Origin of the sequence: Pseudonocardia nigra, assembly GCF_019396355.1 — a bacterium.
GTDB lineage: Bacteria > Actinomycetota > Actinomycetes > Mycobacteriales > Pseudonocardiaceae > Pseudonocardia > Pseudonocardia nigra.
In genome coordinates this window covers 13,052-38,919 of sequence record NZ_JAHKRK010000052.1, presented here as the reverse complement: position 1 = coordinate 38,919, position 25,868 = coordinate 13,052, and the positions used below count along the sequence as shown (strand labels likewise).

The 25,868-nt window shown below is 73.6% G+C and carries 26 protein-coding genes and 1 pseudogene; 6 read left to right on the top strand and 21 right to left on the bottom strand.

The window, feature by feature from the left end:
- Nucleotides 1–344 (top strand): annotated as a pseudogene (locus tag KME75_RS15750) (A/G-specific adenine glycosylase); the annotation flags it as partial.
- Nucleotides 345–352: 8 nt separating this feature from the next.
- On the top strand, nt 353–811 hold the full coding sequence (locus tag KME75_RS15745; protein ID WP_219415566.1) for a 2'-5' RNA ligase family protein: 459 nt from the start codon (nt 353–355) through the stop codon (nt 809–811).
- Here KME75_RS15745 and KME75_RS15740 read toward each other — a convergent pair.
- Entirely contained in the window at nt 804–1,610 is an 807-nt protein-coding gene (locus tag KME75_RS15740) for an alpha/beta fold hydrolase (RefSeq protein ID WP_219415565.1), read from the bottom strand. The genes KME75_RS15745 and KME75_RS15740 overlap by 8 nt on opposite strands.
- A gap of 19 nt (nt 1,611–1,629) precedes the next feature.
- Between KME75_RS15740 and KME75_RS15735 the strand changes: the two genes are divergently transcribed.
- Entirely contained in the window at nt 1,630–1,935 is a 306-nt protein-coding gene (locus KME75_RS15735; RefSeq protein WP_219415564.1) for an antibiotic biosynthesis monooxygenase family protein, read from the top strand.
- Between the two features lie 166 nt (nt 1,936–2,101).
- On the opposite strand, the gene KME75_RS15730 is transcribed toward KME75_RS15735, so the two are convergent.
- Nucleotides 2,102–3,070, bottom strand: coding sequence for an alpha/beta fold hydrolase (locus KME75_RS15730; protein WP_219415563.1), 969 nt, complete (start codon nt 3,068–3,070; stop codon nt 2,102–2,104).
- Nucleotides 3,071–3,136: 66 nt separating this feature from the next.
- Here KME75_RS15730 and KME75_RS45895 point away from each other — a divergent pair, with 66 nt between their 5' ends.
- On the top strand, nt 3,137–3,835 hold the full coding sequence (locus KME75_RS45895) for a helix-turn-helix transcriptional regulator (RefSeq protein WP_219415562.1): 699 nt from the start codon (nt 3,137–3,139) through the stop codon (nt 3,833–3,835).
- A 91-nt stretch (nt 3,836–3,926) separates the two neighbouring features.
- Here the strand turns inward: KME75_RS45895 and KME75_RS15720 are convergent, their stop codons facing one another.
- The 5 genes from KME75_RS15720 to lysS all read right to left on the bottom strand — a co-directional run bounded on the left by KME75_RS15720 (nt 3,927) and on the right by lysS (nt 10,878).
- Nucleotides 3,927–4,928 carry a YihY/virulence factor BrkB family protein gene (locus KME75_RS15720; RefSeq protein WP_219415561.1) on the bottom strand — a complete coding sequence of 334 codons (1,002 nt, stop codon included), beginning with the start codon at nt 4,926–4,928 and terminating at the stop codon, nt 3,927–3,929.
- A gap of 297 nt (nt 4,929–5,225) precedes the next feature.
- The gene (locus tag KME75_RS15715) at nt 5,226–7,772 is read right to left on the bottom strand and encodes an ATP-dependent Clp protease ATP-binding subunit (protein ID WP_219415560.1); all 2,547 of its coding nucleotides are present in this window, start codon (nt 7,770–7,772) and stop codon (nt 5,226–5,228) included.
- Nucleotides 7,773–8,101: 329 nt separating this feature from the next.
- The gene (locus KME75_RS15710; RefSeq protein ID WP_219415559.1) at nt 8,102–8,899 is read right to left on the bottom strand and encodes a siderophore-interacting protein; all 798 of its coding nucleotides are present in this window, start codon (nt 8,897–8,899) and stop codon (nt 8,102–8,104) included.
- Nucleotides 8,900–8,964: 65 nt separating this feature from the next.
- The gene (locus KME75_RS15705) at nt 8,965–9,309 is read right to left on the bottom strand and encodes a histone-like nucleoid-structuring protein Lsr2 (protein ID WP_219415558.1); all 345 of its coding nucleotides are present in this window, start codon (nt 9,307–9,309) and stop codon (nt 8,965–8,967) included.
- 114 nt (nt 9,310–9,423) lie between these two features.
- Complete coding sequence (gene lysS / locus KME75_RS15700; protein ID WP_219415571.1) at nt 9,424–10,878, bottom strand: lysine--tRNA ligase; 1,455 nt, start codon at nt 10,876–10,878, stop codon at nt 9,424–9,426.
- 113 nt (nt 10,879–10,991) lie between these two features.
- Between lysS and KME75_RS15695 the strand changes: the two genes are divergently transcribed.
- On the top strand, nt 10,992–11,741 hold the full coding sequence (locus KME75_RS15695) for a class I SAM-dependent methyltransferase (protein ID WP_219415557.1): 750 nt from the start codon (nt 10,992–10,994) through the stop codon (nt 11,739–11,741).
- Here KME75_RS15695 and KME75_RS15690 read toward each other — a convergent pair.
- From KME75_RS15690 to ftsH, 11 genes are all read right to left on the bottom strand, one after another.
- On the bottom strand, nt 11,657–12,511 hold the full coding sequence (locus KME75_RS15690; RefSeq protein ID WP_219415556.1) for a type III pantothenate kinase: 855 nt from the start codon (nt 12,509–12,511) through the stop codon (nt 11,657–11,659). The genes KME75_RS15695 and KME75_RS15690 overlap by 85 nt on opposite strands.
- A 10-nt stretch (nt 12,512–12,521) precedes the next feature.
- Entirely contained in the window at nt 12,522–12,932 is a 411-nt protein-coding gene (panD, locus tag KME75_RS15685) for an aspartate 1-decarboxylase (RefSeq protein ID WP_219415555.1), read from the bottom strand.
- A 188-nt stretch (nt 12,933–13,120) separates the two neighbouring features.
- Nucleotides 13,121–13,999 carry a pantoate--beta-alanine ligase gene (gene panC / locus KME75_RS15680; protein WP_219415554.1) on the bottom strand — a complete coding sequence of 293 codons (879 nt, stop codon included), beginning with the start codon at nt 13,997–13,999 and terminating at the stop codon, nt 13,121–13,123.
- Nucleotides 13,996–14,886, bottom strand: coding sequence for a Rossmann-like and DUF2520 domain-containing protein (locus KME75_RS15675; protein WP_219415553.1), 891 nt, complete (start codon nt 14,884–14,886; stop codon nt 13,996–13,998). Before KME75_RS15675 ends, panC begins: the two co-directional genes overlap by 4 nt.
- A 271-nt stretch (nt 14,887–15,157) precedes the next feature.
- Nucleotides 15,158–16,372, bottom strand: coding sequence for a PrsW family intramembrane metalloprotease (locus tag KME75_RS15670; RefSeq protein WP_219415552.1), 1,215 nt, complete (start codon nt 16,370–16,372; stop codon nt 15,158–15,160).
- A gap of 23 nt (nt 16,373–16,395) precedes the next feature.
- Complete coding sequence (locus tag KME75_RS15665; protein ID WP_219415551.1) at nt 16,396–16,857, bottom strand: DUF3180 domain-containing protein; 462 nt, start codon at nt 16,855–16,857, stop codon at nt 16,396–16,398.
- Nucleotides 16,854–17,360 carry a 2-amino-4-hydroxy-6-hydroxymethyldihydropteridine diphosphokinase gene (gene folK / locus KME75_RS15660; protein WP_219415550.1) on the bottom strand — a complete coding sequence of 169 codons (507 nt, stop codon included), beginning with the start codon at nt 17,358–17,360 and terminating at the stop codon, nt 16,854–16,856. Before folK ends, KME75_RS15665 begins: the two co-directional genes overlap by 4 nt.
- Before the next feature lie 34 nt (nt 17,361–17,394).
- Complete coding sequence (folB, locus tag KME75_RS15655; RefSeq protein WP_219415549.1) at nt 17,395–17,793, bottom strand: dihydroneopterin aldolase; 399 nt, start codon at nt 17,791–17,793, stop codon at nt 17,395–17,397.
- 29 nt (nt 17,794–17,822) lie between these two features.
- Nucleotides 17,823–18,650, bottom strand: coding sequence for a dihydropteroate synthase (gene folP / locus KME75_RS15650; RefSeq protein WP_219415570.1), 828 nt, complete (start codon nt 18,648–18,650; stop codon nt 17,823–17,825).
- Between the two features lie 59 nt (nt 18,651–18,709).
- Nucleotides 18,710–19,273, bottom strand: a complete 564-nt coding sequence (gene folE / locus KME75_RS15645; RefSeq protein ID WP_308282810.1) for a GTP cyclohydrolase I FolE — start codon at nt 19,271–19,273, stop codon at nt 18,710–18,712.
- A gap of 59 nt (nt 19,274–19,332) precedes the next feature.
- Entirely contained in the window at nt 19,333–21,747 is a 2,415-nt protein-coding gene (ftsH, locus tag KME75_RS15640) for an ATP-dependent zinc metalloprotease FtsH (protein ID WP_219415548.1), read from the bottom strand.
- Nucleotides 21,748–22,035: 288 nt separating this feature from the next.
- On the opposite strand from ftsH, the gene KME75_RS15635 reads away from it, so the two are divergent.
- Nucleotides 22,036–22,971 (top strand): serine protease, encoded by a 936-nt coding sequence (locus tag KME75_RS15635; protein WP_219415547.1) that lies wholly within the window; start codon nt 22,036–22,038, stop codon nt 22,969–22,971.
- 114 nt (nt 22,972–23,085) lie between these two features.
- Here the strand turns inward: KME75_RS15635 and hpt are convergent, their stop codons facing one another.
- Genes hpt through KME75_RS15620 form a run of 3 tightly spaced genes read right to left on the bottom strand, consistent with a single transcriptional unit; the run spans nt 23,086 to nt 25,769 of the window.
- Nucleotides 23,086–23,646: a hypoxanthine phosphoribosyltransferase gene (gene hpt, locus KME75_RS15630; protein ID WP_219415546.1), complete on the bottom strand. Its 561-nt coding sequence runs from the start codon at nt 23,644–23,646 to the stop codon at nt 23,086–23,088.
- Nucleotides 23,633–24,652, bottom strand: coding sequence for a tRNA lysidine(34) synthetase TilS (tilS, locus tag KME75_RS15625; protein ID WP_219415545.1), 1,020 nt, complete (start codon nt 24,650–24,652; stop codon nt 23,633–23,635). Before tilS ends, hpt begins: the two co-directional genes overlap by 14 nt.
- Nucleotides 24,653–24,692: 40 nt before the next feature.
- Nucleotides 24,693–25,769: an Rv3626c family coenzyme F420 biosynthesis-associated protein gene (locus tag KME75_RS15620; protein WP_308282809.1), complete on the bottom strand. Its 1,077-nt coding sequence runs from the start codon at nt 25,767–25,769 to the stop codon at nt 24,693–24,695.
- Nucleotides 25,770–25,868: the final 99 nt, after the last annotated feature.

Below are 25,868 nucleotides of genomic sequence, written 5' to 3'. Positions count from 1 at the left end.
CGGCCGTCGTCTCCGCCGGGCTCATGGAGTTGGGCGCGGTGATCTGCACCGCGCGGGCCCCGCGGTGCGCCGTCTGCCCGGTGCTCGCGGCCTGCGCGTGGCACGCCACAGGCCGGCCCGCCTACGCCGGCCCCCGCAAACCGGTGCAGGGCTTCGCGGGCACCGACCGCCAGGTGCGCGGGCGGCTGCTCGACGTGCTGCGGGCCGCCCCGGGCCCGGTGGAACGGGCGGCGCTCGATGCGGCGTGGTCCGACGCCGCACAGCGTGACCGCTGCCTGGACTCCCTGCTCGTCGACGGGCTCGCCGAGCAGACCGACGACGGCCGCTTCGCGCTGCCGGCCTGAGGAACGCCGTGGCCCAGACCGTCCGGTTCCGCCTCGACGACGACGCGTGCGCGGAGGTGACCGGGCTGCGCGCGCGGCTGCGGGCCGCCGGGATCGCCGCGCCGGGCGGCTCCCCGTCCGTCACCGTGGCCGCGGCCGCCGCGATCCCGCCACCCGCACGGGAGGCACTGGAGGCCGAGCTGCGGCTGGTGGGCGTGCCCTCGATCTGGCTCGCCACCCTCGGCACGGTCGCCGGGCGCGCCGACGAGCTGGTGCTGGCCGCCGTCGTCGACGCCGAGTTGCTCGCCGTCCACGCCGCGGCGCACGACGCCCTGGCCGGGCGCGTCCGCTCGCCCGTGGCGGCCTACCTGCCCGGGACGTGGCTGCCGCACTGCGTCCTCGCCACCGAGCGGCCCGCCGAGGCCTTCGCGGCGCTGCACCCCGTGCGGCCGGTGCGGGCCCGCGTGCTGGGGGTGGAGGTCAGCTGAGCCCGGCGAGGAACCGCTCGACCTCCGCCCGGTAGCCCGCCGGGTCGGCGGCGTGGACGAGGTGCCCGGTGCCCGGCAGGCGGACGTGCCGCGCGTCCACCAGTCGACGGGTCATCTCGGCCATCTGCCCGCCCGGCGCCACCCCGTCCTCGGCCTCGAGGAGCAGCACGGGGCAGCGCACGGCGGGCAGGGCGGCCCAGTGGTCGGCGCGTGCCCACTCCGCCGCGATCTCGACGGCGTCCTCGACCCGGGTGAGCAGGTGGTAGCCGTCGGCGCGCTCCTCGACGCACTCGGCCATGTACTCGCCGAACTCCGGCCGCGGGGTCCCGAACACCTGCCGCACCGCGGCCAGGCTGGGGAACGGCTTCGGGAGCGCGGAGAACCAGGCGCGCGCGTCCTCGGCGTTGCGGCCGCGGAAGTCCACCGCCATGTCCTCCACGACGAGCGCGCGCACGAGATCGGGCCGGCGCGCGGCGAGCACGATGCCGTGCAGGGCACCCATCGAGTGCCCGACGACGACGGCCCCCCGCGAGATGTCAGCTGCCACGAGCGCCTCCAGCGCGTCGGCGGCGTCCTTCGCCATCCGCTCGGTCGTCCACGGCCCGCGCGCCCCGGAACGGCCGTGCCCGCGGGCGTCCAGGCCCACGACGCGCCCGTACCCGGTCAGCCACTGCGCCAACGGCCACCACGTCGTCGCCCGGCCCATCAGCCCGTGCAGGAGCAGGATCGGCCGCCCCGCGCCGCCGAACTCGACCAGCGCGAGCTCCACGCCGTCGCCGGTCCGCACCTTGCGTCGCATCGCACGTAGCCTAGGGGCCATGGCCGTCGTGAAGATCAATGCCATCGAGGTGCCCGAGGGCGCGGGGCCCGAGCTGGAGAAGCGGTTCGCCAACCGGCTGCACGCCGTGGACAACCAGCCGGGCTTCATCTCCTTCGAGCTGCTGCGCCCGGTCCGGGGCGAGGAGCGCTACTTCGTGGTCACGCACTGGGAGGACGAGGAGTCGTTCCAGGCGTGGATGAACGGCGCTGCCAAGGAGGCCCACTCCGGCGAGCGCGCCCGTCCGGTCGGCACCGGGTCGTCGGTGCTGGAGTTTGAGGTCGTCTTCAGCTCCACGGCGTCCTGACAGGGCGCTCGACGCCGCGGCGGAACCCGGCCGGCCGACGACCTGATCCCGCGAGTCGGCACGCACCGGCGGGCGAGTCGGCACAGAATGGCGCGCGAGTCGCCCCGTTTCGACGCGCGAGTCGCCCGCCACTGCGCCCCCGCGAGTCGGCACCGATCGGCGGCCGTCAGCCCTGCCTGGTGAGGTGGCCGAGCACCTGCTCCCACAAGGGCACGACCACGAGGTGCCCGACCTCCGGCACCACCTCGAGCCGCGCGTGCGGCAGCGTCTTCTCCCACCACGCGCCGTGGTCGGGGCCGACGAAGTCGGCGGCGCCGTAGCCGAGCAGCACCTCCGCCGCCACGTCCGCGGGCTCGAACCCCCACGGCTGCAACGTGTAGCCGGCGATGTCCGCGATCATCCCGGCGCCGCCCTGTGCGAGCGCCTCGTCGAGCATCGCACGCAGCCGGTCGACAACGCCGGGATCGGCGAGCACGCCGGCGTCCGCCTCGTCGATCCCGACCAGCCCGAAGCGCGCGTCGCCCGTCAACGCGGCCAGCATGGGGGCGAACGCGCCCGCCAGGGCGGCGTGGGCGTCGGCGGCGGGAAGCCCACGCAGCGCATCGATGCCCGCCCGCTGCTCCTCCGGGATCCACGGCACCTCCTCGTCCGGCGCGGGCGTCCCGATCACGGCGACCCGCCGGACGAGGTCCGGCCGCCGGGCGGCCACCGCCAGCGCGACGCGGCCACCGGCCGACCATCCGGCCAACCCGGCGGTGGCGCCGGCCGGAAGGACGTCCTCGAGCACCGCGACCACGTCGTCGGCCGCCGTCGCGACGGTCGCGAACGCGCCAGCACCGACCGGATCCGAGCCGCCGTAGCCCGCGCGATCCACCGAGATCAGCCGCACGCCGTTGCGGGCCGTCGCCGTCGGATCCGGGTCGAACCGGCCCGATCCCGGCGCCGGGTGGATCATCAGCACGACCGGGGCGTCGGCCGGGGCCTCCGACGTGAGCGAGCTTGCGAGCTCACCATCAGACACAGCAGGTCCGAACGCGGCCGACGAGCGCCAGCGAGGAGGCTGCGTGAGGTCGTGGACCGCGATGCGCCGGCCGTCGGGCCGATCCAGGAGGCGGGCGGTGCTCGTCGTCGTCATGGGACGTAGTCTGCTGGATCATCGGTGACACCGTGATGTCACCGTTTCCGAGGGATCTCCAGCATCGTGAACCGCACCGAACGGCTCTACGCCATCGCCGAGGAGCTGCGCGCCGCCGGCCCGTCGGGCCGGACGGGCGCCTGGCTCGCGCAGCGCCTCGAGGTCTCCACCCGCACGATCAAGCGCGACATCGACGCGCTGCTGCAGGCCGGGCTGCCGCTGTGGGCCCAGGCGGGCCCGGGCGGCGGGTACGTGCTGGACGGCGCCACCTCCCTGCCGCCGCTCAACGTCACCGGCGCCGAGGCGGCGGCGATCGCCGTCGCGCTCGCGGCGCTGCCCGCGCTGCCGTTCGCCGCCGACGCGCGCACCGCGCTGTCCAAGGTGCTGGCGGCGATGTCGCCCGCCGAGCGGGAGCGGGCCGAGGCCATCGCGGGGAGGCTGTGGCTGCGCGTCCCGGACCGGCCGCCCCGCCCCGCCGTCGCCCGCGCGCTGGACGAGGCCGTGCGCCGCCGGCAGGTCGTCGTGCTGCGGTACGCCGGCCAGGACGGGTCCGTCACCGAGCGCGCCGTCGAGCCCGCCGCGCTGGCCGCCACCGGCGGGCACTGGTACCTGCTGGCGTGGTGCCGGCTCCGGCAGGGGCCGCGGTGGTTCCGGACCGACCGCATCGTGGCCGCCCACCTGACCGCCGAGCCCGCGCCGGAGCACGACGCCGCCACCCTGTTCGGCACCCCGCCCGAGGACGCCCGCCCGGTGCGCCTGCGCTGACGGTGGTGCCCATCCGCGGGGGACACGCATGTCCGAACCGGGCGACTCGCCCGTCAGGAACGGGCGACTCGCGGAGATTCCGGGGGGGGCGTCAGCGGGACGGCGAGTCGGGGTGCTCGTCGAGCGCGTCGGGGATGCCGTCGTCGTCGCTGTCGGGGAGCAGCGGGTCGGACCGGCCGGCGCGCACCGCCTCCAGCTGCGCCGCCAGCGCGATACCCGCCAGCAGGGCGATGCCCGTGACGTTGGCCCACAGCAACAGCGCCATCACGGCCGTGAGCGGCCCGTAGGTGTCCCCGAACCCGGCGGCGGCCACCACGTACAGAGCGAGCAGACCGGATCCCGCCAGCCAGGCCAGCACCGTGACGGTGGCGCCGACGGCGAGCCAGCTCAGTCCCGGCTGGCGGCGCCGGGGCGCGTGCCGGAACAGCATGGTCACGGCCACGACGAGGGCCGCGAGCCCGGACGGCCAGCGCAGCGCGTCCCACACCTCCTCGCCCCCGTCGCCCCACTGATACACCGCTTCCATGGCCTCGCCGAAGGGCTCGCCCGCCACGATCAGCAGCAGCCCGACCGCCATCGCGACGCCCGCCGTCGCTGTCAGCAGGGCGGCGCGGACGTATTTGCGCAGCGCCATGCGGTCCCGCTGGGTGCCGTAGATCCGGTTCGCGCCGCGCTCCAGCTGGGCGAACGCCGACGTGGCCGCCGCGAACGCCGTCACCAGCCCGAGCACGACGACGATCTCGCCGCGCTCGCTGCCCTCGTCGCTGCCGCCGTCGACGACCTGCGCGAGGAGCGAGTCGCTGTTGCCCGGTGAGATCGCCACGACCGTGCGCGCGACGACCTCGGCGAACGACTCGGCGCCCAGCGCCGTCGCCAGCCCGGCCCCGGCGATGACGAGCGGCACCGCGGCGAGCGCGAGTTGCAGGGCGAATGCGCGGGCGTGGCTGAACCCGTCGCCGTAGCGGAACCGCACGAACGCGGTGCTGAGCAGGTGGACGATCCCGTAGCGGCGAACGGTGTGCCACGCGTCGTCGGCCGAGAGCAGGTCACCGGACATCAGCTCGGTCTCCGGGACCAGGCGGACCGAACTCACACCCCCGAACCTAGCCGAAACGGACGCCGCAGAGGTCAGGGCACGACGACCGGCACGAACTGGCGGAACGCCGAACGGCCCGCCCGGACTTCCGTCCGGACGGGCCGTTCGCGGTACTGCTGGTCTAGGGCACGTCTGGCGGACCATGGATCGCGGTCCTGGCGCCCAGATCGCCCCTGGCGGCGTTGTCGGCCCCACCGGATACGCCAGGTATGACGGCTCGAGCCTCCGCCTTGCCAGGAACGATCTGGACCACCAGGCCCATCGACCCAGATCCACCAGACACGCCCTAGCCGATCACTCGTCGCCCGAGGACTTGGCCATGTCGACCGGCGGGGCGTCCGGCACCGTGACGGGCTTGGGCTCGCCGCGGAACACGAACTTCGCCTTGTCGTCGGCGGCCCGCGAAGTCGGGGCCTCCGGGTCGATGCCCTCGACGTCGACCACGACGATCTGGCCCGGCTCCACCTCGCCGAAGAGGATCTTCTCCGACAGCTGGTCCTCGATCTCGCGCTGGATCGTGCGGCGCAGCGGCCGCGCACCCAGCACCGGGTCGAACCCACGGCGGGCCAGCAGGCCCTTCGCGGCCGGCGTGAGCTCGATGGCCATGTCCTTGTTGGCCAGCGCCGCCTCCACCCGCGTGATCATGAGGTCGACCATCGTGATGATCTGCTCCTCGGTGAGCTGGTGGAACACGACGATGTCGTCGATGCGGTTGAGGAACTCCGGGCGGAAGTGCTTCTTCAGCTCGTCGTTGACCTTGTTCTTCATCCGCTCGTAGTTCGACTGCTCGTCGTTGCCCTGGGCGAACCCGAGGCCGACCGCCTTGGAGATGTCCTGCGTGCCGAGGTTCGAGGTGAAGATGATCACGGTGTTCTTGAAGTCCACCGTGCGGCCCTGACCGTCGGTCAGGCGGCCGTCCTCCAGCACCTGCAGGAGGGTGTTGTAGACCTCCTGGTGCGCCTTCTCGATCTCGTCGAACAGCACCACCGAGAACGGCTTGCGGCGCACCTTCTCGGTGAGCTGGCCGCCCTCCTCGTAGCCCACGTACCCGGGAGGGGCACCGAAGAGCCGCGAGGCGGTGTAGCGGTCGTGGAACTCGCCCATGTCGATCTGGATGAGGGCGTCGTCCTCGCCGAACAGGAAGTTGGCCAGCGCCTTGGACAGCTCGGTCTTACCGACACCGGACGGGCCGGCGAAGATGAACGAGCCGGACGGGCGCTTCGGGTCCTTCAGGCCGGCCCGCGTGCGGCGGATCGCCTGCGACACCGACTTGACGGCCTCCTCCTGGCCGATGATCCGCTTGTGCAGCTCGTCCTCCATGCGGAGCAGACGCGTGGTCTCCTCCTCGGTGAGCTTGAACACCGGGATCCCGGTCCAGTTGGCGAGCACCTCGGCGATCTGCTCGTCGTCGACCTCGGCGACGACGTCCAGGTCACCGGACTTCCACTGCTTCTCCCGCTCGCCCTTCTGCGCGAGCAGCTGCTTCTCGGAGTCGCGCAGGTGCGCGGCCCGCTCGAAGTCCTGCGCGTCGATCGCCGACTCCTTGTCGCGGCGGACGCTCGCGATCTTCTCGTCGAACTCGCGCAGGTCCGGCGGCGCGGTCATCCGGCGGATCCGCATCCGCGCGCCGGCCTCGTCGATCAGGTCGATCGCCTTGTCCGGCAGGAAGCGGTCGCTGATGTACCGGTCGGCCAGCGTGGCCGCGGCCACCAGCGCCGGGTCGGTGATGGTGACCCGGTGGTGCGCCTCGTACCGGTCGCGCAGCCCCTTGAGGATCTCGATGGTGTGCGTGACGCTCGGCTCGCCCACCTGGATCGGCTGGAAGCGGCGCTCCAGGGCCGGGTCCTTCTCGACGTACTTGCGGTACTCGTCGAGCGTGGTGGCACCGATCGTCTGCAGCTCGCCGCGGGCCAGCATCGGCTTCAGGATGCTGGCGGCGTCGATCGCGCCCTCGGCGGCACCCGCACCCACCAGGGTGTGGAGCTCGTCGATGAACAGGATGATGTCGCCGCGCGTGCGGATCTCCTTGAGCACCTTCTTCAGGCGCTCCTCGAAGTCACCGCGGTAGCGGGAACCGGCGACGAGCGAACCCAGGTCGAGCGTGTAGAGCTGCTTGTCCTTCAGCGTCTCGGGCACCTCGCCCTTGACGATGTTGGACGCCAGCCCCTCGACGACGGCGGTCTTGCCGACGCCGGGCTCGCCGATCAGGACGGGGTTGTTCTTGGTCCTCCGGGAGAGGACCTGCATGACCCGCTCGATCTCCTTCTCCCGGCCGATGACCGGGTCCAGCTTGCCCTCACGGGCCGACTGGGTGAGGTTGCGACCGAACTGGTCGAGGACCAGCGAGGAGCTCGGGGTGCCCTCGCCACGGCCACCGGAGGTGCCCTCGGCGGGCTCCTTGCCCTGGTAGCCGGACAGCAGCTGCAGGACCTGCTGGCGGACCCGGTTGAGGTCGGCGCCCAGCTTGACCAGGACCTGCGCGGCGACGCCCTCGCCCTCGCGGATCAGGCCGAGCAGGATGTGCTCGGTGCCGATGTAGTTGTGGCCGAGCTGGAGGGCCTCCCGCAGGGACAGCTCCAGCACCTTCTTGGCCCGCGGCGTGAACGGGATGTGCCCGCTCGGTGCCTGCTGACCCTGACCGATGATCTCCTCGACCTGCTGGCGGACGCCCTCAAGGGCGATCCCGAGGGACTCCAGGGCCTTCGCGGCCACTCCCTCACCCTCGTGGATGAGGCCAAGGAGGATGTGCTCGGTGCCGATGTAGTTGTGGTTGAGCATCCTGGCTTCTTCTTGCGCCAGGACGACAACCCGCCTCGCTCGGTCGGTGAACCTCTCGAACATTTACGCTCCTAGCCTGCTGCGCCATGCACGGGCGCGCACTGCGCCGCGTACACCCCGGTACCCACTGTATCGGCCCGGGGCAGGCGGTCGCCCGTCTCGCACGTACTCCACCCAACAACACGGTGGGGGCCCGGATTCCCGCGCGGGTCTGAGGGCCTGGTCAGCCCGGTGGCGTTCATCCGACCGGGGCGCCCACCGCTCGGCGCATCGCCAGGTCGTCGGCCCGCGCGCGCCGGTTCGGCGGGCCGGGGCGACGGCCGTCGCGGCCTGCGCGAGGCACTCGGCGTTCACCCAGGGCGAAGCCCCCGGCAGGGAACGCACCGAGTGCGTCAGCGCGCGCCGGCCCGCTCCGCCGCCTTCTCCGCCTGCCAGCCGTCCTCGTCCGTGCCGCGGCGCCAGTAGCCCGACACCGACAGCAGCTCGCGCGGCACGCCGCGCTCGTCGACGAGGTGACGCCGCACACCGCGCACCAGGCCAGCCTCGCCGTGCACGAAGGCCTGCACGCGCCCGGCCGGGAACTGCAGGGCCCGAACGGTGTCCAGCAGCTGCTCGGGCGCGTCGGCCCGGCGGTGCAGCCAGGTGGTCCGGAGCGCGCCCGGCGAGGTGAGCTCCTGCTGCTCGGCCGCGTCGGCCACCTCGAGGACGGTCACCACCGGCACGCCTGCCGGTACCCGCTCGCAGGCCGCCGCGATCGCCGGCAGCGCGCTCTCGTCGCCGACCATGAGGTGCCACTCCGCCCCGGGGTCGGGGGCGTAGCCCCCGCCCGGGCCGGCCAGCCGCAGCACGTCGCCGGGCCGGGCGGCCGCCGCCCACGGGCCGGCCAGCCCGGCGTCGCCGTGGTGGACGAAGTCGATCGTCAGCTCGCCCGCCGCGTGGTCCAGCGCCCGCACCGTGTAGGTGCGCGTGACCGGCCACTGCTCACGCGGCAGCTCGGCCCGGATCACGTCCATGTCGAACGGCTCCGGGTAGCGCACGCCGGGCCGCGGGAAGACGATCTTCACGTAGCGGTCCGTGTACGGCGTGTCGGGAAACGCCGACAGCTGTTCGCCCCCGGCGACGACCCGGATCATGTGCGGGGTGAGCCGCTCCGTGCGGCGGACCTCCAGGGTGGTCGTCCTGCGGGCCACGGGACCTCCTCACGTAGATGAGGCCAGCCTAACCACACGAACGGGCGCCACGCACGGAAGTGTGCTCAGTTCTCCTGGTGGTAGGCCTCCAGGACCTCGGCCGGGATGCGGCCGCGGTCGGAGACCTTCATCCCGCGCTTGCGGGCCCAGTCCCGGATCGCCTGGTTCTGCTCGCGGTCGATCGACGGACGCCGCGCGGGTGCGGCATCGGCGGACCGGCCGCCCCGCCTGCGGCCACCGGAACGGCGCGCCGAGGCGACGAACTCCGCGAGCGCGTCGCGCAGCTTGCCCGCGTTGTCCTTGGACAGGTCGATCTCGTAGTTCTTGCCGTCGATACCGAACTCGACCGTCTCGTCGGCGGCCTCTCCGGTCAGGTCGTCGATTAGCCGGATCTCACGAATCTGCGCCACCGCCGCGGCCCTCCACACTTGCTCGTTGTCGTTCTGCGGCCGTGCCGCACCTGGCGGAGAATATTACCGAAACGGCGACGATGTCGAGTCACCCCGTCCGGTGTCGCAGATCGGTTACTCGGAACGCACGAGCGGGTACAGAATGGTCTCCCGGATTCCGAGCCCGGTGAGGGTCATCAGCAGCCGGTCGATGCCCATTCCCATGCCGCCCGTCGGGGGCATTCCGTACTCCATCGCGCGCAGGAAGTCCTCGTCGAGCTGCATCGCCTCGGGGTCGCCCGCCGCGGCCCGCAGCGACTGCGCGTAGAGCCTTTCCCGCTGCTCCACGGGGTCCACCAGCTCCGAGTAGGCGGTGGCGACCTCGGTGCCGAACACGAACAGATCCCAGGATTCGGTGAGTTGCGGGTCGTCGCGGTGCTGCCTGGCCAGCGGGCGTACCTCGATCGGGTAGTCCCGGACGAACGTCGGCTCGGTCAGCGTGTGCTCCACGAGCTTCTCGAACAGTTCCAGGACGATCTCGCCCGCGGAAAGCGTTTCCTTCAGTTCGACACCGTGGGTCATCGCGTGCTTACGCAGATCCTCGACCGGGGTACCCGGGTCGACATCTGTGCCCACCGCTTCCGACACCGCCCCGTACAGCGTCACGGAACGCCACTCGCCGCCCAGATCGTGTTCGCTGCCGTCGGCGTGCCGCACGACGGTCGACCCGAAGACGGCGCGCGCGGCGGCCAGAACCAACTCGCGCGTCAGTTCCGCCATGTCGTCGTAGGTGGCGTAGGCCTGGTAGGCCTCCAGCATCGTGAACTCGGGCGAGTGCGTGGAGTCGATGCCCTCGTTACGGAAGATGCGATTGATCTCGTAGACCCGCTCGACGCCACCGACGACACTGCGCTTCAGGAACAGTTCGATCGCGATCCGCAGGTACAGATCGGAGTCGAGCGCGTTGGCATGCGTGACGAACGGGCGGGCGGCCGCGCCCCCGTGCAGCAACTGCAGCATGGGCGTCTCGACCTCGACGAAGTCCGTCCCGTCGAGGAACGACCGCAGCGTCCGCAGGACGAGGGCCCGGTTGCGCACCATCTCGCGGGCCTGCGGGCGGACGATGAGGTCGACGTAGCGCTGCCGCACCCGCATCTCCTCGGAGAGCTCGCGGTGCTGCACCGGTAGCGGGCGGACCGCCTTCGCGGCCATCTCCCAGCTGTCGGCCATGACCGACAGCTCACCACGCCGGGACGTGATCACCTCGCCGTGCACGAACACGTGGTCGCCGAGGTCGACGGTCGACTTCCAGCGGGCCAGTTCGTCCTCGCCCACCAGCGAGAGGCTCAGCATCGCCTGCAGCTCGGTGCCGTCGCCCTCGCGAATCGTGGCGAAGCAGAGCTTTCCGGTGTTGCGCAGGAACATCACGCGGCCGGTCACGCCCACGACGTCCCCGGTCGCGGTGTCCGGCGGGAGGTCGGGGTGCGCGGCCCGCACCTCGCGGAGGGAGTGCGTGCGCGGGACGGCGACGGGGTACGGGTCGCGGCCCTGGGCCAGCATCTCCGCCCGCTTCGCCCGGCGCACCCGCATCTGCTCGGGGAGTTCGCTGTCGGGGCCGTCCGGGGGCAGGGTGTTCACGCCGGACAAGGGTACTGACGCCTTTTCGAGGCGTTTCCGTCGGTGCTCTCCCGTACGGTCGCGCCGTGACCACGTCCCGCGCGCGATCGTTCGGTTCGGCGGCCGCCGCCTACGCCGAGCACCGTCCCGGCTATCCGACGGAGGCGGTCGACTGGGCGCTGGAGCCACTCGCCGGCCGTCCCGACCTGCAGCTGCTCGACCTCGCCGCGGGCACCGGCAAGCTCACCGAGGCGCTGGCGCCGAGGGGCGCGGTCACGGCCGTCGAGCCCGACCCCGCGATGCTCGCCGAGCTGCGGGCGCGGTTCCCCGAGGTGGACGCCCGCGAGGGCAGCGCGCAAGCGATTCCCTTGCCGGATTCCTCCGTCGACGCCGTGCTCGTCGGCCAGGCGTGGCACTGGTTCGACCCAGAGCGCGCGTATGCGGAGCTCGCCCGGGTGCTGCGGCCCGGTGGGGTGCTCGCGGCCCTGTGGAACGGCGACGACGCCCGTGTGGAGTGGGTGCGCGGCTTCCACGAGGCCGGAAGGTGGAGGTCCACCGTGGTGCGGGCCCCCGACGAGGTCCCGGAGCTCCCGGCGCACCCGGCCTTTTGCACCGGACCCGATGAGTACGCGATGTTCGCCAACCCGGTGCCCACCACCGTCGACGGGCTCGTCGCCACCCTGCGGACCCACTCCTGGGCCCTCACCTCGGACCCCACCGAGCGGGAGGCCGCGTTCGCCCGGGTGCGGGCCTACCTGGCCGCCCGACCCGAGACGTCGGGGGCCGAGTTCGTGCTGCCGCTGGTCACCGACGTGCTGCGCGCGTTGCGCAGGTAGGTGGCCCGCAGCCCGAGCAGCGTCAGGTCGGGCACGAACTCGGTGATGGTGTCCGACACCCCGGCCATCAACGGTGCAAGGCCGCCGGTGCCGACCACGGTGACCGGGCCCGCCTTCGCGCCGAGCTCCGCGATGATGCGCCGCACCAGCCCGTCCACCTGGCCCGCGAAGCCGTAGAGCACCCCCGACTGCAGGCACTCCACGGTGTTCTTGCCGATCACCGAACGCGGCCGCACGAGCTCGACGGGGCGCAGCGCGGCCGTGCGTGTGGCCAGCGCGTCGAGGGAGATCTCGATGCCGGGCGCGAGGGCACCGCCGAGGAACTCGCCCTTCGCCGACACGACATCCACGTTGGTGCAGGTGCCGAAGTCGACCGTGACGCAGGCGGTGCCGAACAGCCGGTGCGCGGCCAGCGTGTTCATGAGGCGGTCGGCGCCGACCTCCTTGGGGTTGTCCACGAGCAGGGGCATCCCGGTGCGCACCCCGGGCCCCACGATCACCGTTGGGTGGTCCCGGCGCTCCAGCAGGAGGCGCAGCTCACGCAGCAGGCTCGGCACGGTGGCCGCCGCGGCCACCCCCGTGACCCGCTCGGCGTGGTCGCCGAGCAGCGCCCGGAAGGCCACGTCGAGCTCGTCGGCGGTCATGCCGGGGTCGGTGCGCATCCGCAGGTCGCGCACCGGCCGGGGCCACACCTCGGCGGCGTCCTCCGGCTCGTCCGGGTACAGCCCGAGCGTGATGTGGGAGTTCCCGACGTCGACGCAGAGCAGCACGGAGCGCCGCTCAGGCTCGCGCGCCGGACAGCAGGCCGGAGCCCTCGGGCGCGTGCGCCGGATCCGCCCCCAGGTCGGCGACGCGGTTCGCCTCGTCCACGAACACCACCCGCGGCGCGTAGGACCGCAGCTCGGCCTCGTCCATCTGCGCGTAGGCGATGAGGATGACGAGGTCGCCGGGGTGCACCAGGTGCGCCGCGGCCCCGTTGATGCCGATCACGCCGGTGCCGCTCTCGCCGGGGATCACGTACGTCTCCAGCCGCGCCCCGTTGGTGATGTCGACGATCGCCACCTGCTCGCCCTCGAGCAGGTCGGCGGCCTCCATGAGGTCGCGGTCCACGGTCACCGAGCCGACGTAGTGCAGGTCGGCCTGCGTGACCGTCGCCCGGTGGATCTTGGACTTCATCATCGTGCGGTACACAGCGCCTCCTAGGGCGTGTCTGGTGGATCAGGGTCGATGGGGGATTCGTGATCCAGATTGCTCCTGGCAAGGCGGAGGCCCGAGCCGTCGTACCTGGCGTACCCGGTCGGGCCGACAACGCCGCCAGGGGCGATCTGGGCGCGAAGACCGCGATCATGATCCGCCAGACGCGCCCTAGAGCCGGTCGGTCACAACTGGACGGCGACGTTGTCGATGAGCCGGGTGGTGCCCAGCCGGGCGGCCACCAGCAGCCGCGCCCGCCCCGTCTGCGGGTGCGGACCGAGGTCGGGGTCGCGCAGCTCGAGGTACTCCACCTGCAGCGCGGGCTCCTCGGCGAGCACGGCCCGCGCTGCGTCGAGCACCGCCTGCGGCCCGCGCGCGGAGACGCCGGCCCCTGCCGTCAGCGCGCGGTGGAGCGTGCCGGCGCGGCTGCGCTCGTCGGCCGTGAGGTAGGCGTTGCGGCTGGACAGCGCCAGACCGTCGGGCTCGCGCACGGTGGGCACCCCGACCACCGACAGCGGGAAGTCCAGGTCCCGCGCCATCTTCTTGACCAGGACGAGCTGCTGGTAGTCCTTCTCGCCGAAGAACGCGACGTCGGCGCCCACGACGTGGAACAGCTTGGCCACCACGGTGAGCACACCGGCGAAGTGGCCCGGCCGGATCGCGCCCTCGAGGTCGTCGCCGAGCCGCCCCGGCGCCACCGTGGTCTCGGCGCCGTCGGGGTACATGTCGGCCACGTCGGGCCGGAACACCAGTTCCACACCCTCCTCGCGGCACGCCTCGAGGTCGGCCTCGATGGGCCGCGGGTAGCGGTCCAGGTCCCCGCCCGCGCCGAACTGCAGGGGGTTCACGAAGATCGACACGACCGGGACGACGGCGCCCGGGACGCGACGGGCGTGCCGGATCAGCTCCCGGTGGCCGTCGTGCAGCGCCCCCATCGTCGGAACGAGCGCGATCTTGCGGCCGGCGGCGCGCAGCGTGCGCGTGACCGACGCGAGGTCGGCGGGTACGGCGTGGACGGTGAGAGCCCCCGGGGCGTACCCGCGGGACGTGTGGGCGGTGGTCATGGCTTCTCCTGGAGCGTCGTGAGCACCTCGTGGGCGGCGAACTCGGACAGCAGCCCCGCCTCGGCGGCGCGGCGCGCGGTGCGTCCGGCGAGCACGCGATAGACCTCGGCGAGGTCGGGGTCGTCGGCCGCGAGCACGCGCAGGTGGGCGCGGACGGTCTCGACGTCGCCACGCGCGACCGGGCCGGTGAGCGCCCGGTCGCCGTGGCGCAGCGCGTTGTCCAGCGCGGCCGACAGCAGCGGCGCGACCAGCCGTTCGGCGGGCCCGATCCCGGCGCGCTCCATCGTCTGCACGCAGTCGCGCACGAGCGTGACGAGGTGGTTGGCCCCGTGTGCCAGCGCGGCGTGGTAGAGCGGGCGCACCTCCTCCGGCACCCGCACCGGCTCCGCGCCCATCTCCACGACGAGCGCCTCGCCGACGCTCCACGCCGCCTCGTCGTCGGGGGTGGCCGTCACCCCGACGCTGCAGGCCGCGAGCCGGGCGACGTCCTCGCTGCGCCCCGTGAACGTCATGACCGGGTGCAGCGCGAGCGGGAGCACCCCGTGTTCGGCCGCGGGCGCCAGCACGGAGACGCCGTGGGCGCCCGAGGTGTGCGCGACGATCTGGCCGGGACGGAAGCTGCCTGCCGCGGCGAGCCCGCGGACCAGGCCGGGAAGCACGTCGTCCGGAACGGCGAGCAGGGTGAGATCGGCGCCCGCCACGACCTCGTCGGGGGCGCGCAGCGGCACGCCGGGCAGCAACGCGGCGGCGCGCTTGACCGAGTCGCGCGACACCCCGGACGTCGCGACCACGTGGTGACCCGCGGCGGCCAACGCCGCGCCCACGACGGCGCCGACGCGTCCGGCCGAGACCACCCCGACGGCAAGCCGGGCAGGCCGTGCACTCATGACCTCTCCTCGCTCGTTCCAGTCCCGCTGTGACGATGCTCGCTCCGCAAGCTCCGCTCGGGCGGGTACCAGACGACGGGGTCGAGGCTAACCGCGCGGGGGCAGGACACCGAGCATCGGTGACGCGCTTCACCGGGCCGGGTCGGGGTGGGGGCCGCCGCCACGTTGCAGCAAAGCCACTTTCACGCAGCCAGGTGGCATGAAAGTGGCTTTGCTGCAATCTCGTGCGGACCGGTTGAGGCGCCCGGGCGGAGCCGGGGACCCGCTCGGCTCAGTACGCGCGCGGGGGTGTCCAGTCGGGCGGTCCGCCGCCGCGCATCGCCGCCCGTAGCGCATCGGGGTGGTGCACCGCCCGGGACCGGGCCGCGACGAGCGCGCCGAGCGCCTGGTCGTGCCAGTACGCGGCGGAGGGGCCCGCGGTGCCGCGGGCCATCCGCGCCCTGAGGAACGCGAGCTCGGTCACCGCCGCCTGGTACTCGGCCACCGCCTTCGCCACGGCCCGGCCCGAGCGGCGCCGCACGGCGGCCCGCCAGGTCCGCCTGCCGGCGAGACTGGCGAGCAGCGGTACCTCGCTGGGCGCGATCCAACCGGTGCGTGCGAACCCGGCGAGCTGGTCGGTGACCGTGCGCTGCTCGCGCCTGCGCTGCCACACGACCAGGACGACGACGGCGACGAACAGCGGGATCATCACCCACGCGTAGACGCCGAAGAAGGCCACGCCGTCGTACAGGGATGCGGAGCCGTTCCAGATCGCGTGCAGCGCCACCGCCACCACGTAGCCGACAGCGACCGCCACCACGCGCACGGTCGCGCTGCGGCTGTGCGCGGCGATGCCCGCGCCGATCCCCAGCATCGCGGTGAACAAAGGGTGGGCGAACGGCGAGAGCACGCCCCTGACCAGCAGGACGCCGAGCACGCTCGGCCCGGCCAGGGCGGCGTCGGCCGTGGCGAAGGCCCGGCCGATGTAGAGGATGTTCTCGGTGAAGGCGAACCCGGCGGCGACCAGCCCCGCGTAGACGATCCCGTCGACCACCCCGTCGAACTCCCGTCGGCGGAAGACCAGCAGGCCGACGACGAACGCCCCCTTCACGGCCTCCTCCACGACGGGCGCGACCGCGACGGCGCCGACCAGGTCGCTCTGCGCGCGGCCGATCAGGTCGTCGGCGACCAGGATCGCGCCCGAGTTGATCAGCAGTGCGGAGAGCGCGGCGAAGCACGCCCCCCACAGGAACGCGAACAGCAGCAGCCGCGGCGGCTCCGGTTCCCACCGGTCCACCCACAGGAACGTCGCGACGACGGGCCCGACCGGCAGCAGCGCGCAGAGCGCGCCGACGACGACCCCGCCGATCCCGATGCTGTTGCTCAGCACCCCGAGCACCACCAGCCCGCAGATGGCGAGGGCGATGAGCCCGAGCACCGGGGCGAGCACCCCGCGACGCTGCCGTTCCGGGGTGGGCCTCGGAACGTCCCACGTCGCGTGCGTCATGGGAACGCAGCCTAGGCAAAGGATCAGCCGGAGGCCTCGTCGCCGGGTTCGTCGTCGGGCGTGCGGCAGCAGTGCTCCAGCCACAGTGCCCCGCCGACGAGCACGAGCGCGCACACCAGCCCCACCCCGCCCGCGACCGAGTCGTCCGCGGCGGCCGAGACGGTGCCGCTCTGCGGCAGGACGTACCCGAGCAGCCCGGCCCAGACGCCGGCCATGATCGCGCCGGCGAGCGACGACGCCTTCGCGACGAGCACCGCCCGGGCCGCCACCAGCGGCTGCACCGGCCGGGTGCCCGGGCGCCGGCGGATGCGCGCCCGCAGCGCGTTGCCTGCTATCGCCTCCGCCACGCCGAGCACCCCGAGCGTGGCGCCCGCCAGCAGCGGGATCGGCGGCATCGACCCGTAGGCCAGCCGGACGAGCAGGTTCGCGAGCACCGCCGCCACGAGTGCGGCGACGAGCAGGTCGCGCGGGCGGGTGGCGGTCATCGCACGTCCGGGCCCAGCACCAGGTCGTCGCGCCGGCGCATCCCGTACTCGGCGTGCGGGCCGAGCGCGGCCAGCAGCCCGGCGACCGGGCCACGGCCGGGGAGCACCGCATCGGGGTCGACGTCGAGCCACGGCCGCAGCACGGTGGCCCGCTCGGGTGTGCCGGGGTGCGGCAGCAGCAGGTCGGGGTGCTCGCTCGTGACCTCGTCGACCGTCACCACGTCGACGTCGAGCGTGCGCGGCCCCCAGTGCACCTCGCGCACCCGCTCCGCGGCGGCCTCCAGTGCCTGCCCGCGGCGCAGCCAGCCCCATGCGTCGACGCCGGGGTCGTCGACCACGATCACGGCGTTGAGGAAGTCGTCCTGCTCGACGCCACCCCAGGGGGCCGTCTCGTACACGGGTGAGACCGCGACGAGGACGTCGGCGAACCCGTCGACGGCCAGGCGCAGGTGCGCGAACCGGTCGCCGAGGTTGGACCCGAGCGAGAGCACGGCACGCGTCATCGGGCGGCCACCGACCTGTACCGACCCGAGGGGGTCATGCAGGGATCACCCGGCCGCGGGGCGGGCCGGCGGTGCCGCGGGTGCGGTGGGCGACGACCGCCACGTCGGCGAACTCCAGCGGGATCGGCGCCTGCGGCTTGTGCAGCACCACCTCGACGGCCTCGACGCGGGCATCGGTAAGCACCTCGTCGGCGACGCGGCCGGCGACGGTCTCGATCAGGTCGCACGGCTCGCCGCCGACGATCGCGGCCGCGCGCTGGGCGAGCGCGCCGTAGTCGAGGGTGTCGGCGAGGTCGTCGGACGCCGCGGCGGGCGCCAGGTCCATCCACACGGTGATGTCGACGACGAAGTCCTGGCCGTCGCGGCGTTCGTGGTCGAACACGCCGTGGTTGCCGCGCACCGCGAGCCCGCGCAGCTCGATCCGGTCGCTCATCGCCCTCCCTCGCTCTCCCGTTTGCCGGACTACTGCTCGGAGCCGCGGCTGACGGCGTGCGGGGCGCCCTCCCGCCAGGCCGTGGTGACCGCGATCGCGTCGATGGTGCTCGTGACGTCGTGCACCCGGACACCCCACGCGCCCCGCTCGGCGGCGAGCGCGCTGGTGGTCGCGGTGGCGACGTCCCGCCCGGCCGGCGGGCGCGGGGAGCCGTCGGGCGCCGCGAGCAGCTGCCCCAGGAACCGCTTGCGGGACGTGCCCACCAGCACCGGGAAGCCGAGCTCGGTGAGCACGTCGAGCCGGCGCAGCAGCGCCCAGTTGTGGGCGGCGGTCTTCGCGAACCCGAGGCCGGGGTCGAGCACCAGCCGTGACGGTTCGACGCCCGCGAGCACGGCGGCGTCCACCCGGGCGACCAGTTCGGCCCGCACGTCCTGGACGACGTCGCCGTAGTCGGCGAGTGCGTTCATCCGGTCGCTGTGTCCGCGCCAGTGCATGAGGATCCAGGGCACCCTGGCCGACGCCACGGTGGCGGCCATCGCGGGATCGGCGAGCCCGCCCGAGACGTCGTTGACGATGCACGCCCCGGCCTCCACCGCGACCTCCGCGACCGCGGCCCTGGTGGTGTCGATGCTGACGGCGACGCCCTCGGCGACCAGCTCACGGATCACCGGGAGCACCCTGGCCTTCTCGACGTCCGCCTCGACGCGCCCCGCACCCGGCCGGGTCGACTCCCCGCCGATGTCGACGAGGTCGGCCCCGGCGTCGCGCATCGCGATGCCGTGCCCGACGGCGTCGCCCCGGTCGTAGTAGCGGCCGCCGTCGGAGAACGAGTCGGGGGTGACGTTCAGGATGCCCATCACCAGGCACCGCCCCGGACGGGGCAGCCCGGGCGGGCGCTCGTGCGTGGCCACCCCGGTCACCCGCCCCGGATCAGCGACATGGCCTCCGCGCGTGAGGTCGGCGAGCTCTGGAAGAGCCCACGGACCGCCGAGGTCAGGGTGCGCGAACCCGGCTTGCGGATCCCGCGCATGCCCATGCACAGGTGCTCGGCCTCCATCACCACGATGACGCCGCGCGGATCGAGCTTGCGCACCAGCGCGTCGGCCACCTGCGCCGTGAGCCGCTCCTGCACCTGCGGGCGGCGGGCGTAGAGGTCGACCAGTCGGGCGATCTTGGACAGCCCGGTGACCCGCCCGTCGGTGTTCGGGATGTACCCGACGTGCGCCATCCCGTGGAACGGCACCAGGTGGTGCTCGCACGTGCTGAACATCGGGATGTCCTTCACCAGGATGAGCTCCTGGTGCTGCTCGTCGAACGTCTTCTCGAGCACCGCGTCCGGCTCGCTGAACAGTCCGGCGAAGATCTCCTCGTACGCCCGTGCCACGCGGGCCGGCGTGTCGCGCAGGCCCTCCCGGTCCGGGTTCTCACCGATCGCGATCAGCAGCTCCCGCACCGCCGCCTCGGCGCGGGCGCGATCGATCCTCGGTCGGCCGTTCGCCGTCGCCCTTCCGGGCGCCGTGTCGTCGAGTGCCTCGGTGCTCAGCGCGACCCGTCCTCGTTCGGCCCGGGCGCGTCCTTCTCCCGGGAGCCATCCGTGGGCAGCGTGGGCGGTGCGCCCTCGGAGTGGCCGTTGGCGGTGGGCGGGGCGGCCTGCGGTCCGGGCTGCGGCTGCCGCTGGCCCGGCGCCTGCCCGGCCGGTGGCCAGGACTGCCCGTGCGGTGTGGTGGCCGGGCGCCAATCCGGCGGCGCACCGTAGTTGTGCGGCACCGAGTTGGGCTGCCCGGACCCGGACGGGGGCGGGCCCCAGCCCGGGTGCGGTGGGGGCGCCTGCCCGTACCCGGGCGGGTAGGCGGCGGTCGGGAACGGCGGCTGGCCGGACCCGCCCGGGTACCCGCCGTGCGGGCCGGGGGTGGGCACCGGGCCACCGTTCGGTCCGGGCGCCGGCACGCCGTTGGGGCCACCGGGGTACGACCCGACCGGAGCGGGCTCCCGCGCGGGCTCGGCGTGCGGGGGCCACGGCTCGCCGCGCTCGCGGGCACGCTCGGCCGGCGTCTGGATCGGCGGCTTGTCGGACGGCGTGCGACCACCGAAGTCGTTGAACGCGGTGATGCGGGGCCGCTTCTCGACCTTGCTGAAGATGCGCTCCAGGTCGTTGCGGGTGAGCGTCTCCTTCTCCAGCAGCTCGAACACCAGGTCGTCGAGGACGTCCCGGTAGGTGTTGAGGATCTCCCACGCCTCGGTGTGCGCCGCCTCGATGAGCGCGCGCACCTCCTCGTCGATCTCGTGGGCGACCTCGAGCGAATAGTCGGCCTGGTGTCCCATCGAACGGCCGAGGAACGGGTCGCCCTGGTCGCGGCCGTAGCGCACCGCGCCGAGGCGGGCGCTCATGCCGTACTCGGTGACCATGGCCTTGGCGATCTTGGTGGCCTGGTCGATGTCGGAGGAGGCGCCGGTGGTGGGCTCATGGAACACGAGCTCCTCGGCGGAGCGGCCGCCCATCGCGAACACCAGACGGCCGATCATCTCCGAACGGGTCATGAGGCCCTTGTCGTCCTCGGGGACGACGAGCGCGTGCCCACCGGTGCGGCCGCGCGGCAGGATCGTGAGCTTGTAGACCGGTTCGAGGTCCGGCATCGCCCACGCGGCTAGCGCGTGCCCGCCCTCGTGGTAGGCGGTGATCTTCTTCTCCTGCTCGGAGATGATCTTCGACTTGCGCCGGGGCCCGCCGACCACGCGGTCGACCGACTCCTCGAGAGCGGCCGCGGTGATGATCGTGCCGTTCTCCCGCGCGGTGAGCAGCGCGGCCTCGTTGATCACGTTGGCCAGGTCGGCACCCGACATGCCGACGGTGCGCTTGGCGAGCCCGTCGAAGTCGACGTCGGGCCCGAACGGCTTGCCCTTGGCGTGCACGCCGAGGATCATCTTGCGGCCCGCGAGGTCGGGGGCGCTGACCGGGATCTGGCGGTCGAAGCGGCCCGGCCGCAGCAGCGCCGGGTCGAGGATGTCGGGCCGGTTCGTGGCCGCGATCAGGATGATCCCGCCGCGGGCGTCGAAGCCGTCCATCTCGACGAGCAGCTGGTTGAGCGTCTGCTCGCGCTCGTCGTGGCCGCCGCCCAGGCCGGCGCCGCGCTGGCGTCCGACGGCGTCGATCTCGTCGACGAAGATGATGCAGGGGCTGTTCTGCTTGGCCTGCTCGAACAGGTCGCGCACCCGAGATGCACCGACACCGACGAACATCTCGACGAAGTCGGAGCCGGAGATCGTGTAGAACGGCACGCCCGCCTCGCCGGCGACGGCGCGCGCCAGCAGGGTCTTACCGGTGCCGGGCGGCCCGTAGAGCAGCACGCCCTTCGGGATCTTCGCGCCGAGCGCCTGGTAGCGCGCCGGGTTCTGCAGGAAGTCCTTGATCTCGTGCAGCTCCTCGACCGCCTCGTCGGCGCCCGCGACGTCGCCGAAGGTGGTCTTCGGCATGTCCTTGTTGAGCTGCTTGGCCTTCGACTTGCCGAAGGACATCACCCGGTTCCCGCCGCCCTGGGCGTTGTTCATCATCCAGAACAGGATGAGGAGCACCAGGCCGAGCGGGATCAGGTAGATCAGCATCGAGAGCAGGAACGAGTCCTGCCGCACCGCGGTGTTGAACGACGGGTTGTTCGACGCCGTCTCCAACTGCTCGACGATCGTGTCGCTGGTCTGGGCCGGGTACTGGGTGATGATCTGGGTGCTGCTCGTGCCGGCGGCCTCGATCGGCTGGGCGAGGGTGAGCCGCAGCCGCTGCTCCCGGTCCTCGACGAGCGCCTCGGTGACGTTGCCGCTCTCGATCTGCTCGAGCGCGACCGACGTGTCCACCCGCGTGTAACCGCGCGTGTCGTCGAAGAGCACGGTGAACGTGAAGTAGACCAGGATCACGACGAGGATCCAGATCAGCGGGTTGCGGAGCAGGCGCTTGCGGTCCATGCAGCTTCGGCCTCTGGCGGCCTTCACCCTCCCTGGCGAGTTTCTCCGGCGCAGCGCATCGACCGGCCCTGAGTCCGCCAGGATAGCGGCCCAGCAGCCGGTCCGCGCCGCTGACGCCGACCGGCACACCCAGAACGGGTGGCTGTCGGTTCAACGGGCGAACGGCAGTCGGTGTTCCCGGCGTGCGCGCCCCGCAGGTACCGGTATCCCCGGGCGTCTGGGATCGTTAGTCACGCGGCGGAGCTGGACGGACACCGATGGCGGTCGTCCGAGGTGGGGGGAGCGCTCATGACGGTCAGGGTTCGGGGTGGTGCCGCGGCGGTGGGCGCCGGGATCGTAGTGCTGGCAGCGCTCGCCGCCCCTGCGGCGACGGCGGCCCCCACGGTTTCCTCCGCCGCGCCGGCGCAGGCCGTCCTCGCCCAGGCCTGGGCGCCCGCCGACGAGGCCGCGATCCGTCCCGGCGTGATCACCGAGACCGCCGGCGGCGGCGCCTGCACCACCAACTTCGTCTTCACCGGCGGCGAGCGCGCGTTCATCGGCCAGGCGGCGCACTGCGCCGGCACCGGCGACGCCACCGAGACCGATGGCTGCGACTCCGGCACCGCGCCGCTCGGCACCCGGGTCACGATCAAGGCGGCCGACGGTACCGACCGCTTCGGCACCCTCGCCTACAGCTCCTGGGTCACCATGCAGGGCAACGGGGAGTCCGACCCGGACATCTGCGCCTACAACGACTTCGCACTCGTGGAGATCGACCCCGCCGACGTCGCCGACGTCAACCCGAGCGTGCCGTTCTTCGGCGGCCCCGCCGGCATCGACACCGACGGGCTCGTCCCCGGCGAGACGCTCTTCAGCTACGGCAACTCGCCGCTGCGGCTGGGCGTCGAGGAGCTCAGCCCCAAGGTCGGGGTCGCGGCGGCCGAGGTGGGCGCGGGCCGCAGCCACGAGGTCTACACGATCAGCCCCGGTGTCCCCGGCGACTCGGGCTCCGCGTTCCTCGACGACAGCGGCGACGCCGTCGGCGTGCTGTCCACGCTGAACCTCGCCCCGCTCCCGGTGAGCAACGGGGTGGCCGACCTCGCGAGGGCCCTGGACTACGCCAACGCCAACGGCGAGCTCGGCGACGTCCAGCTGGTGCTGGGCACCGAGCCGTTCACGTCCGAGCCTGCGGGGATCCCGGCCACCGAGCTGGCGCCCCCCGCCGGCCCGCCGCTCGGCGGCTGAGCGCTCCGGCGCCGCACACCGTCGCCGCCGCACTGCCCGGAAAGCCACGTTCCTGACCTCGAGTGACAGGAACGTGGCTTTCCTGACGCTCGGGCCGGGCCACCCGGCGAAGGGTCAGCCGTAGACGGCCGGGTCCAGCGTCCCGATGAACGGCAGGTCGCGGTAGCGCTCGGCGTAGTCGAGGCCGTAGCCGACCACGAACTCGTTGGGGATGTCGAAGCCGACGTACCTCACGGGCACCTCGACCTTCACCGCGTCCGGCTTGCGCAGCAGCGTGCAGACCTCGAGCGACGCGGGCTGGCGCGACTCCAGGTTCTTGAGCAGCCAGGACAGCGTGAGCCCCGAGTCGATGATGTCCTCGACGATCAGCACGTGCCGGCCCGCGATGTCGCGGTCGAGGTCCTTGAGGATGCGCACCACGCCCGATGACGAGGTGGCCGAGCCGTAGGAGCTGACGGCCATGAACTCCAGCTGCACCGGCACCGGCAGCGCACGTGCGAGGTCGGTCATGAACATGACGGCGCCCTTGAGGACCCCGACGAGCAGCAAATCCCCCGCCGGGTTCCCGTGGGTGTCCTCCGCGTAGTCGCGACCGATCTGCTCGGCGAGCTCCGCGGTCTTGTCGCGGATCGCCTGCTCGGTGACCAGCGTCGATGCGATGTCACCGTCGTACACGGCGGACGTCCTCCTGGGGTGTCGGGCTCCCGCCCGGTGGCCAGCCGACCGGGCGCACGGAGAGCCTGCCACGCTCGCGCACCAGCTCCAACCCGCCGGGCACGGCCGAACCCGCCCGATCAGGCCCCTGAGCTGCGAAACCGTCGGCGACACGCAGGTGGGCCGCGGTGAGGCCGGTCACGCCGCGCGCGGCCAGCCAGGCCCGCAGCACGCGCGTCCGCACGGCCGCGGGGGCGGCGGCGACCGGCGCGAGGAGCAGCGCCTCACCCTCGACCGCCTCGGCGAGCACGCCCTCCGCGACGGCATCGAGGGCCGCCCCGTCGGAGCGCAGCTGGTCGGCGGTGCGGGCGAGCGCGGCGGCCACCCCGCCGCCGAGCACGTCCTCCAGCAGTGGCAGCACCTCGTGCCGCAGGCGGACGCGGGTGAAGCGCGGGTCGGCGTTGTGCGGGTCGTCCCACACGGGGAGGTCCTGCTCGGCGCACGCGGCCCGGGTGACCTCGCGGCGCACCGCGAGCAACGGCCGCAGCCACGGCGCGTCCCACACCCGCATCCCGGCGAGCGACCGCGCCCCGGACCCGCGGCCCAGGCCGAGCAGCACGGTCTCGGCCTGGTCGTCGAGGGTGTGGCCGAGCAGCACCGGGGCGTCCGGGTGCGGGCGGGCGGCCAGCAGGGCGGCGCGGCGGGCGCGGCGAGCCGCGGCCTCGGTGCCACCCGGGCCGGCGACCGTCACGGCGTGCACGGTCGCCGCGATCCCCATCCCGGTGAGCAGCCCAGCGGTGGCGGCGGCCTGTCGCGCCGACCCGTCCTGCAGGCCGTGGTCGACCACCGCGGCGTGCACCTCCCCCGGCCCGCGCACGGCGAGCGCGGCGGCGGCGAGCGCGAGCGAGTCGGCCCCGCCGGAGCAGGCCACGAGCAGCGGCGCGGCCCGGTGCGGGGCCGGGAGGGCGGCGAGCGCGGCCCGGACCGCGCGCCGGACCTCGGCGACGGCCGGACGAGGGGTGCTCACGGCCCCATTCTCGGCGACGCCGCCCGGGATGCGGGCGCGGTCAGGGGTGGACGCGGCGCAGCCAGGCCCCCGGATCGGCGAGCTCGGCGCGGGTGGGCAGCGTCTCGGGGCTCTCCCAGACGCGGTTGAACCCGTCCATCCCCGCGGCCAGCACGACGTGCTTCGTGAAGGCCGAGCCGACGGCGTACTGGCGCACCTTCGCCTCCACGCCGAGCAGGGCGCGCAGCACGCGGTCGACGATCCCGCCGCCGCGGCGCCGCATCGTGAACCGGGCCCGGATCGTCGCCACGGTCGGCACGACGTCCGGGCCGACGGCGTCCATCACGTGATCGGCGTGCCCTTCCAGCAGCGTGGTGAGGGCGAGCAGCCGGTCGAGCACCGCGCGCTGCTCGGGGCCCTGCAGCAGCTCGACGATCGCGAGCGAGTCGCCCCTGGCGGACCGGACCGCCCGCAGCACCTCGGGCAGCCGCTCGAACACCGCCCCCCGCTCGTCCTGGCCCTGCGCGACGGTCAGGAAGCGGGCGACCTCCGCCGCGAAGTACGAGCGCAGCCACGGGACGGCGGTGAACTGGAGCCGGTGGGTGGCCTCGTGCAGGCAGACCCAGAGCCCGAAGTCGGCGGACGACACGTCCAGCGCCTGCTGCGCGGCATGCACGTTCGGCGCGACGAGCAGCAGCCGCCCGTCGCCCGCGGGGCCGCCGAACGGGTCGTACTGGCCGAGCACCCGGCCCCCGAGGTAGGCGACGACGCCACCGATCTGCAGGCCCGCCGTGCGCGACGTCACCGCGCGGGCCACCCGCGGCACCACGGGCAGCTGCGCGTCCGCGGTGAGCGCGGCCATCCCGTGCAGGGCCGCGGCGGTCCACGCCGGCCGGTCGACGACGTCGGCGGGCAGCAGCGGCAGGCCGTGCCCGAGCCCGGTGACGTCGCGGACGTGCCCCTCGGCCACGGCCGCGTCGGCCCGCAGCCGCGCGACGAGCTCGGTGGCCTCCTCCCGGGTCGTCTCCGGCCCCGGGCTGCTCAGCCGCACGGCCGTGCGCCGGGCGAGCGCCCAGTCGACGGGCAGCCCGCGCTCGGTCGGGGCGGCGGGCCGGACGTCCTCGATCGTGTCGCGCACCCGCCCCACGCTACGCACCGCGAGCGGCGCCCGCCCGAACCGGCGACCGACGCACCCCGACCGGCTCACGCACCCCGAATCCGCGCATGCGCCCCAAGT

Bases quoted from the DNA above. Each gene is read 5' to 3' on its own strand.
- KME75_RS15735 (WP_219415564.1), top strand. From the start codon at position 1,630: ATGGCCGTCGTGAAGATCAATGCCATCGAGGTGCCCGAGGGCGCGGGG.
- KME75_RS15675 (WP_219415553.1), bottom strand. From the start codon at position 14,886: ATGAGTGCACGGCCTGCCCGGCTTGCCGTCGGGGTGGTCTCGGCCGGA.
- KME75_RS15635 (WP_219415547.1), top strand. From the start codon at position 22,036: ATGACGGTCAGGGTTCGGGGTGGTGCCGCGGCGGTGGGCGCCGGGATC.
- folP (WP_219415570.1), bottom strand. From the start codon at position 18,650: ATGGGCATCCTGAACGTCACCCCCGACTCGTTCTCCGACGGCGGCCGC.
- ftsH (WP_219415548.1), bottom strand. From the start codon at position 21,747: ATGGACCGCAAGCGCCTGCTCCGCAACCCGCTGATCTGGATCCTCGTC.
- KME75_RS15715 (WP_219415560.1), bottom strand. From the start codon at position 7,772: ATGTTCGAGAGGTTCACCGACCGAGCGAGGCGGGTTGTCGTCCTGGCG.
- KME75_RS15670 (WP_219415552.1), bottom strand. From the start codon at position 16,372: ATGACGCACGCGACGTGGGACGTTCCGAGGCCCACCCCGGAACGGCAG.
- folK (WP_219415550.1), bottom strand. From the start codon at position 17,360: ATGACGCGTGCCGTGCTCTCGCTCGGGTCCAACCTCGGCGACCGGTTC.
- KME75_RS15665 (WP_219415551.1), bottom strand. From the start codon at position 16,857: ATGACCGCCACCCGCCCGCGCGACCTGCTCGTCGCCGCACTCGTGGCG.
- panC (WP_219415554.1), bottom strand. From the start codon at position 13,999: ATGACCACCGCCCACACGTCCCGCGGGTACGCCCCGGGGGCTCTCACC.
- lysS (WP_219415571.1), bottom strand. From the start codon at position 10,878: ATGCGGGTGCGCCGGGCGAAGCGGGCGGAGATGCTGGCCCAGGGCCGC.
- KME75_RS15740 (WP_219415565.1), bottom strand. From the start codon at position 1,610: ATGCGACGCAAGGTGCGGACCGGCGACGGCGTGGAGCTCGCGCTGGTC.
- KME75_RS15730 (WP_219415563.1), bottom strand. From the start codon at position 3,070: ATGACGACGACGAGCACCGCCCGCCTCCTGGATCGGCCCGACGGCCGG.
- folB (WP_219415549.1), bottom strand. From the start codon at position 17,793: ATGAGCGACCGGATCGAGCTGCGCGGGCTCGCGGTGCGCGGCAACCAC.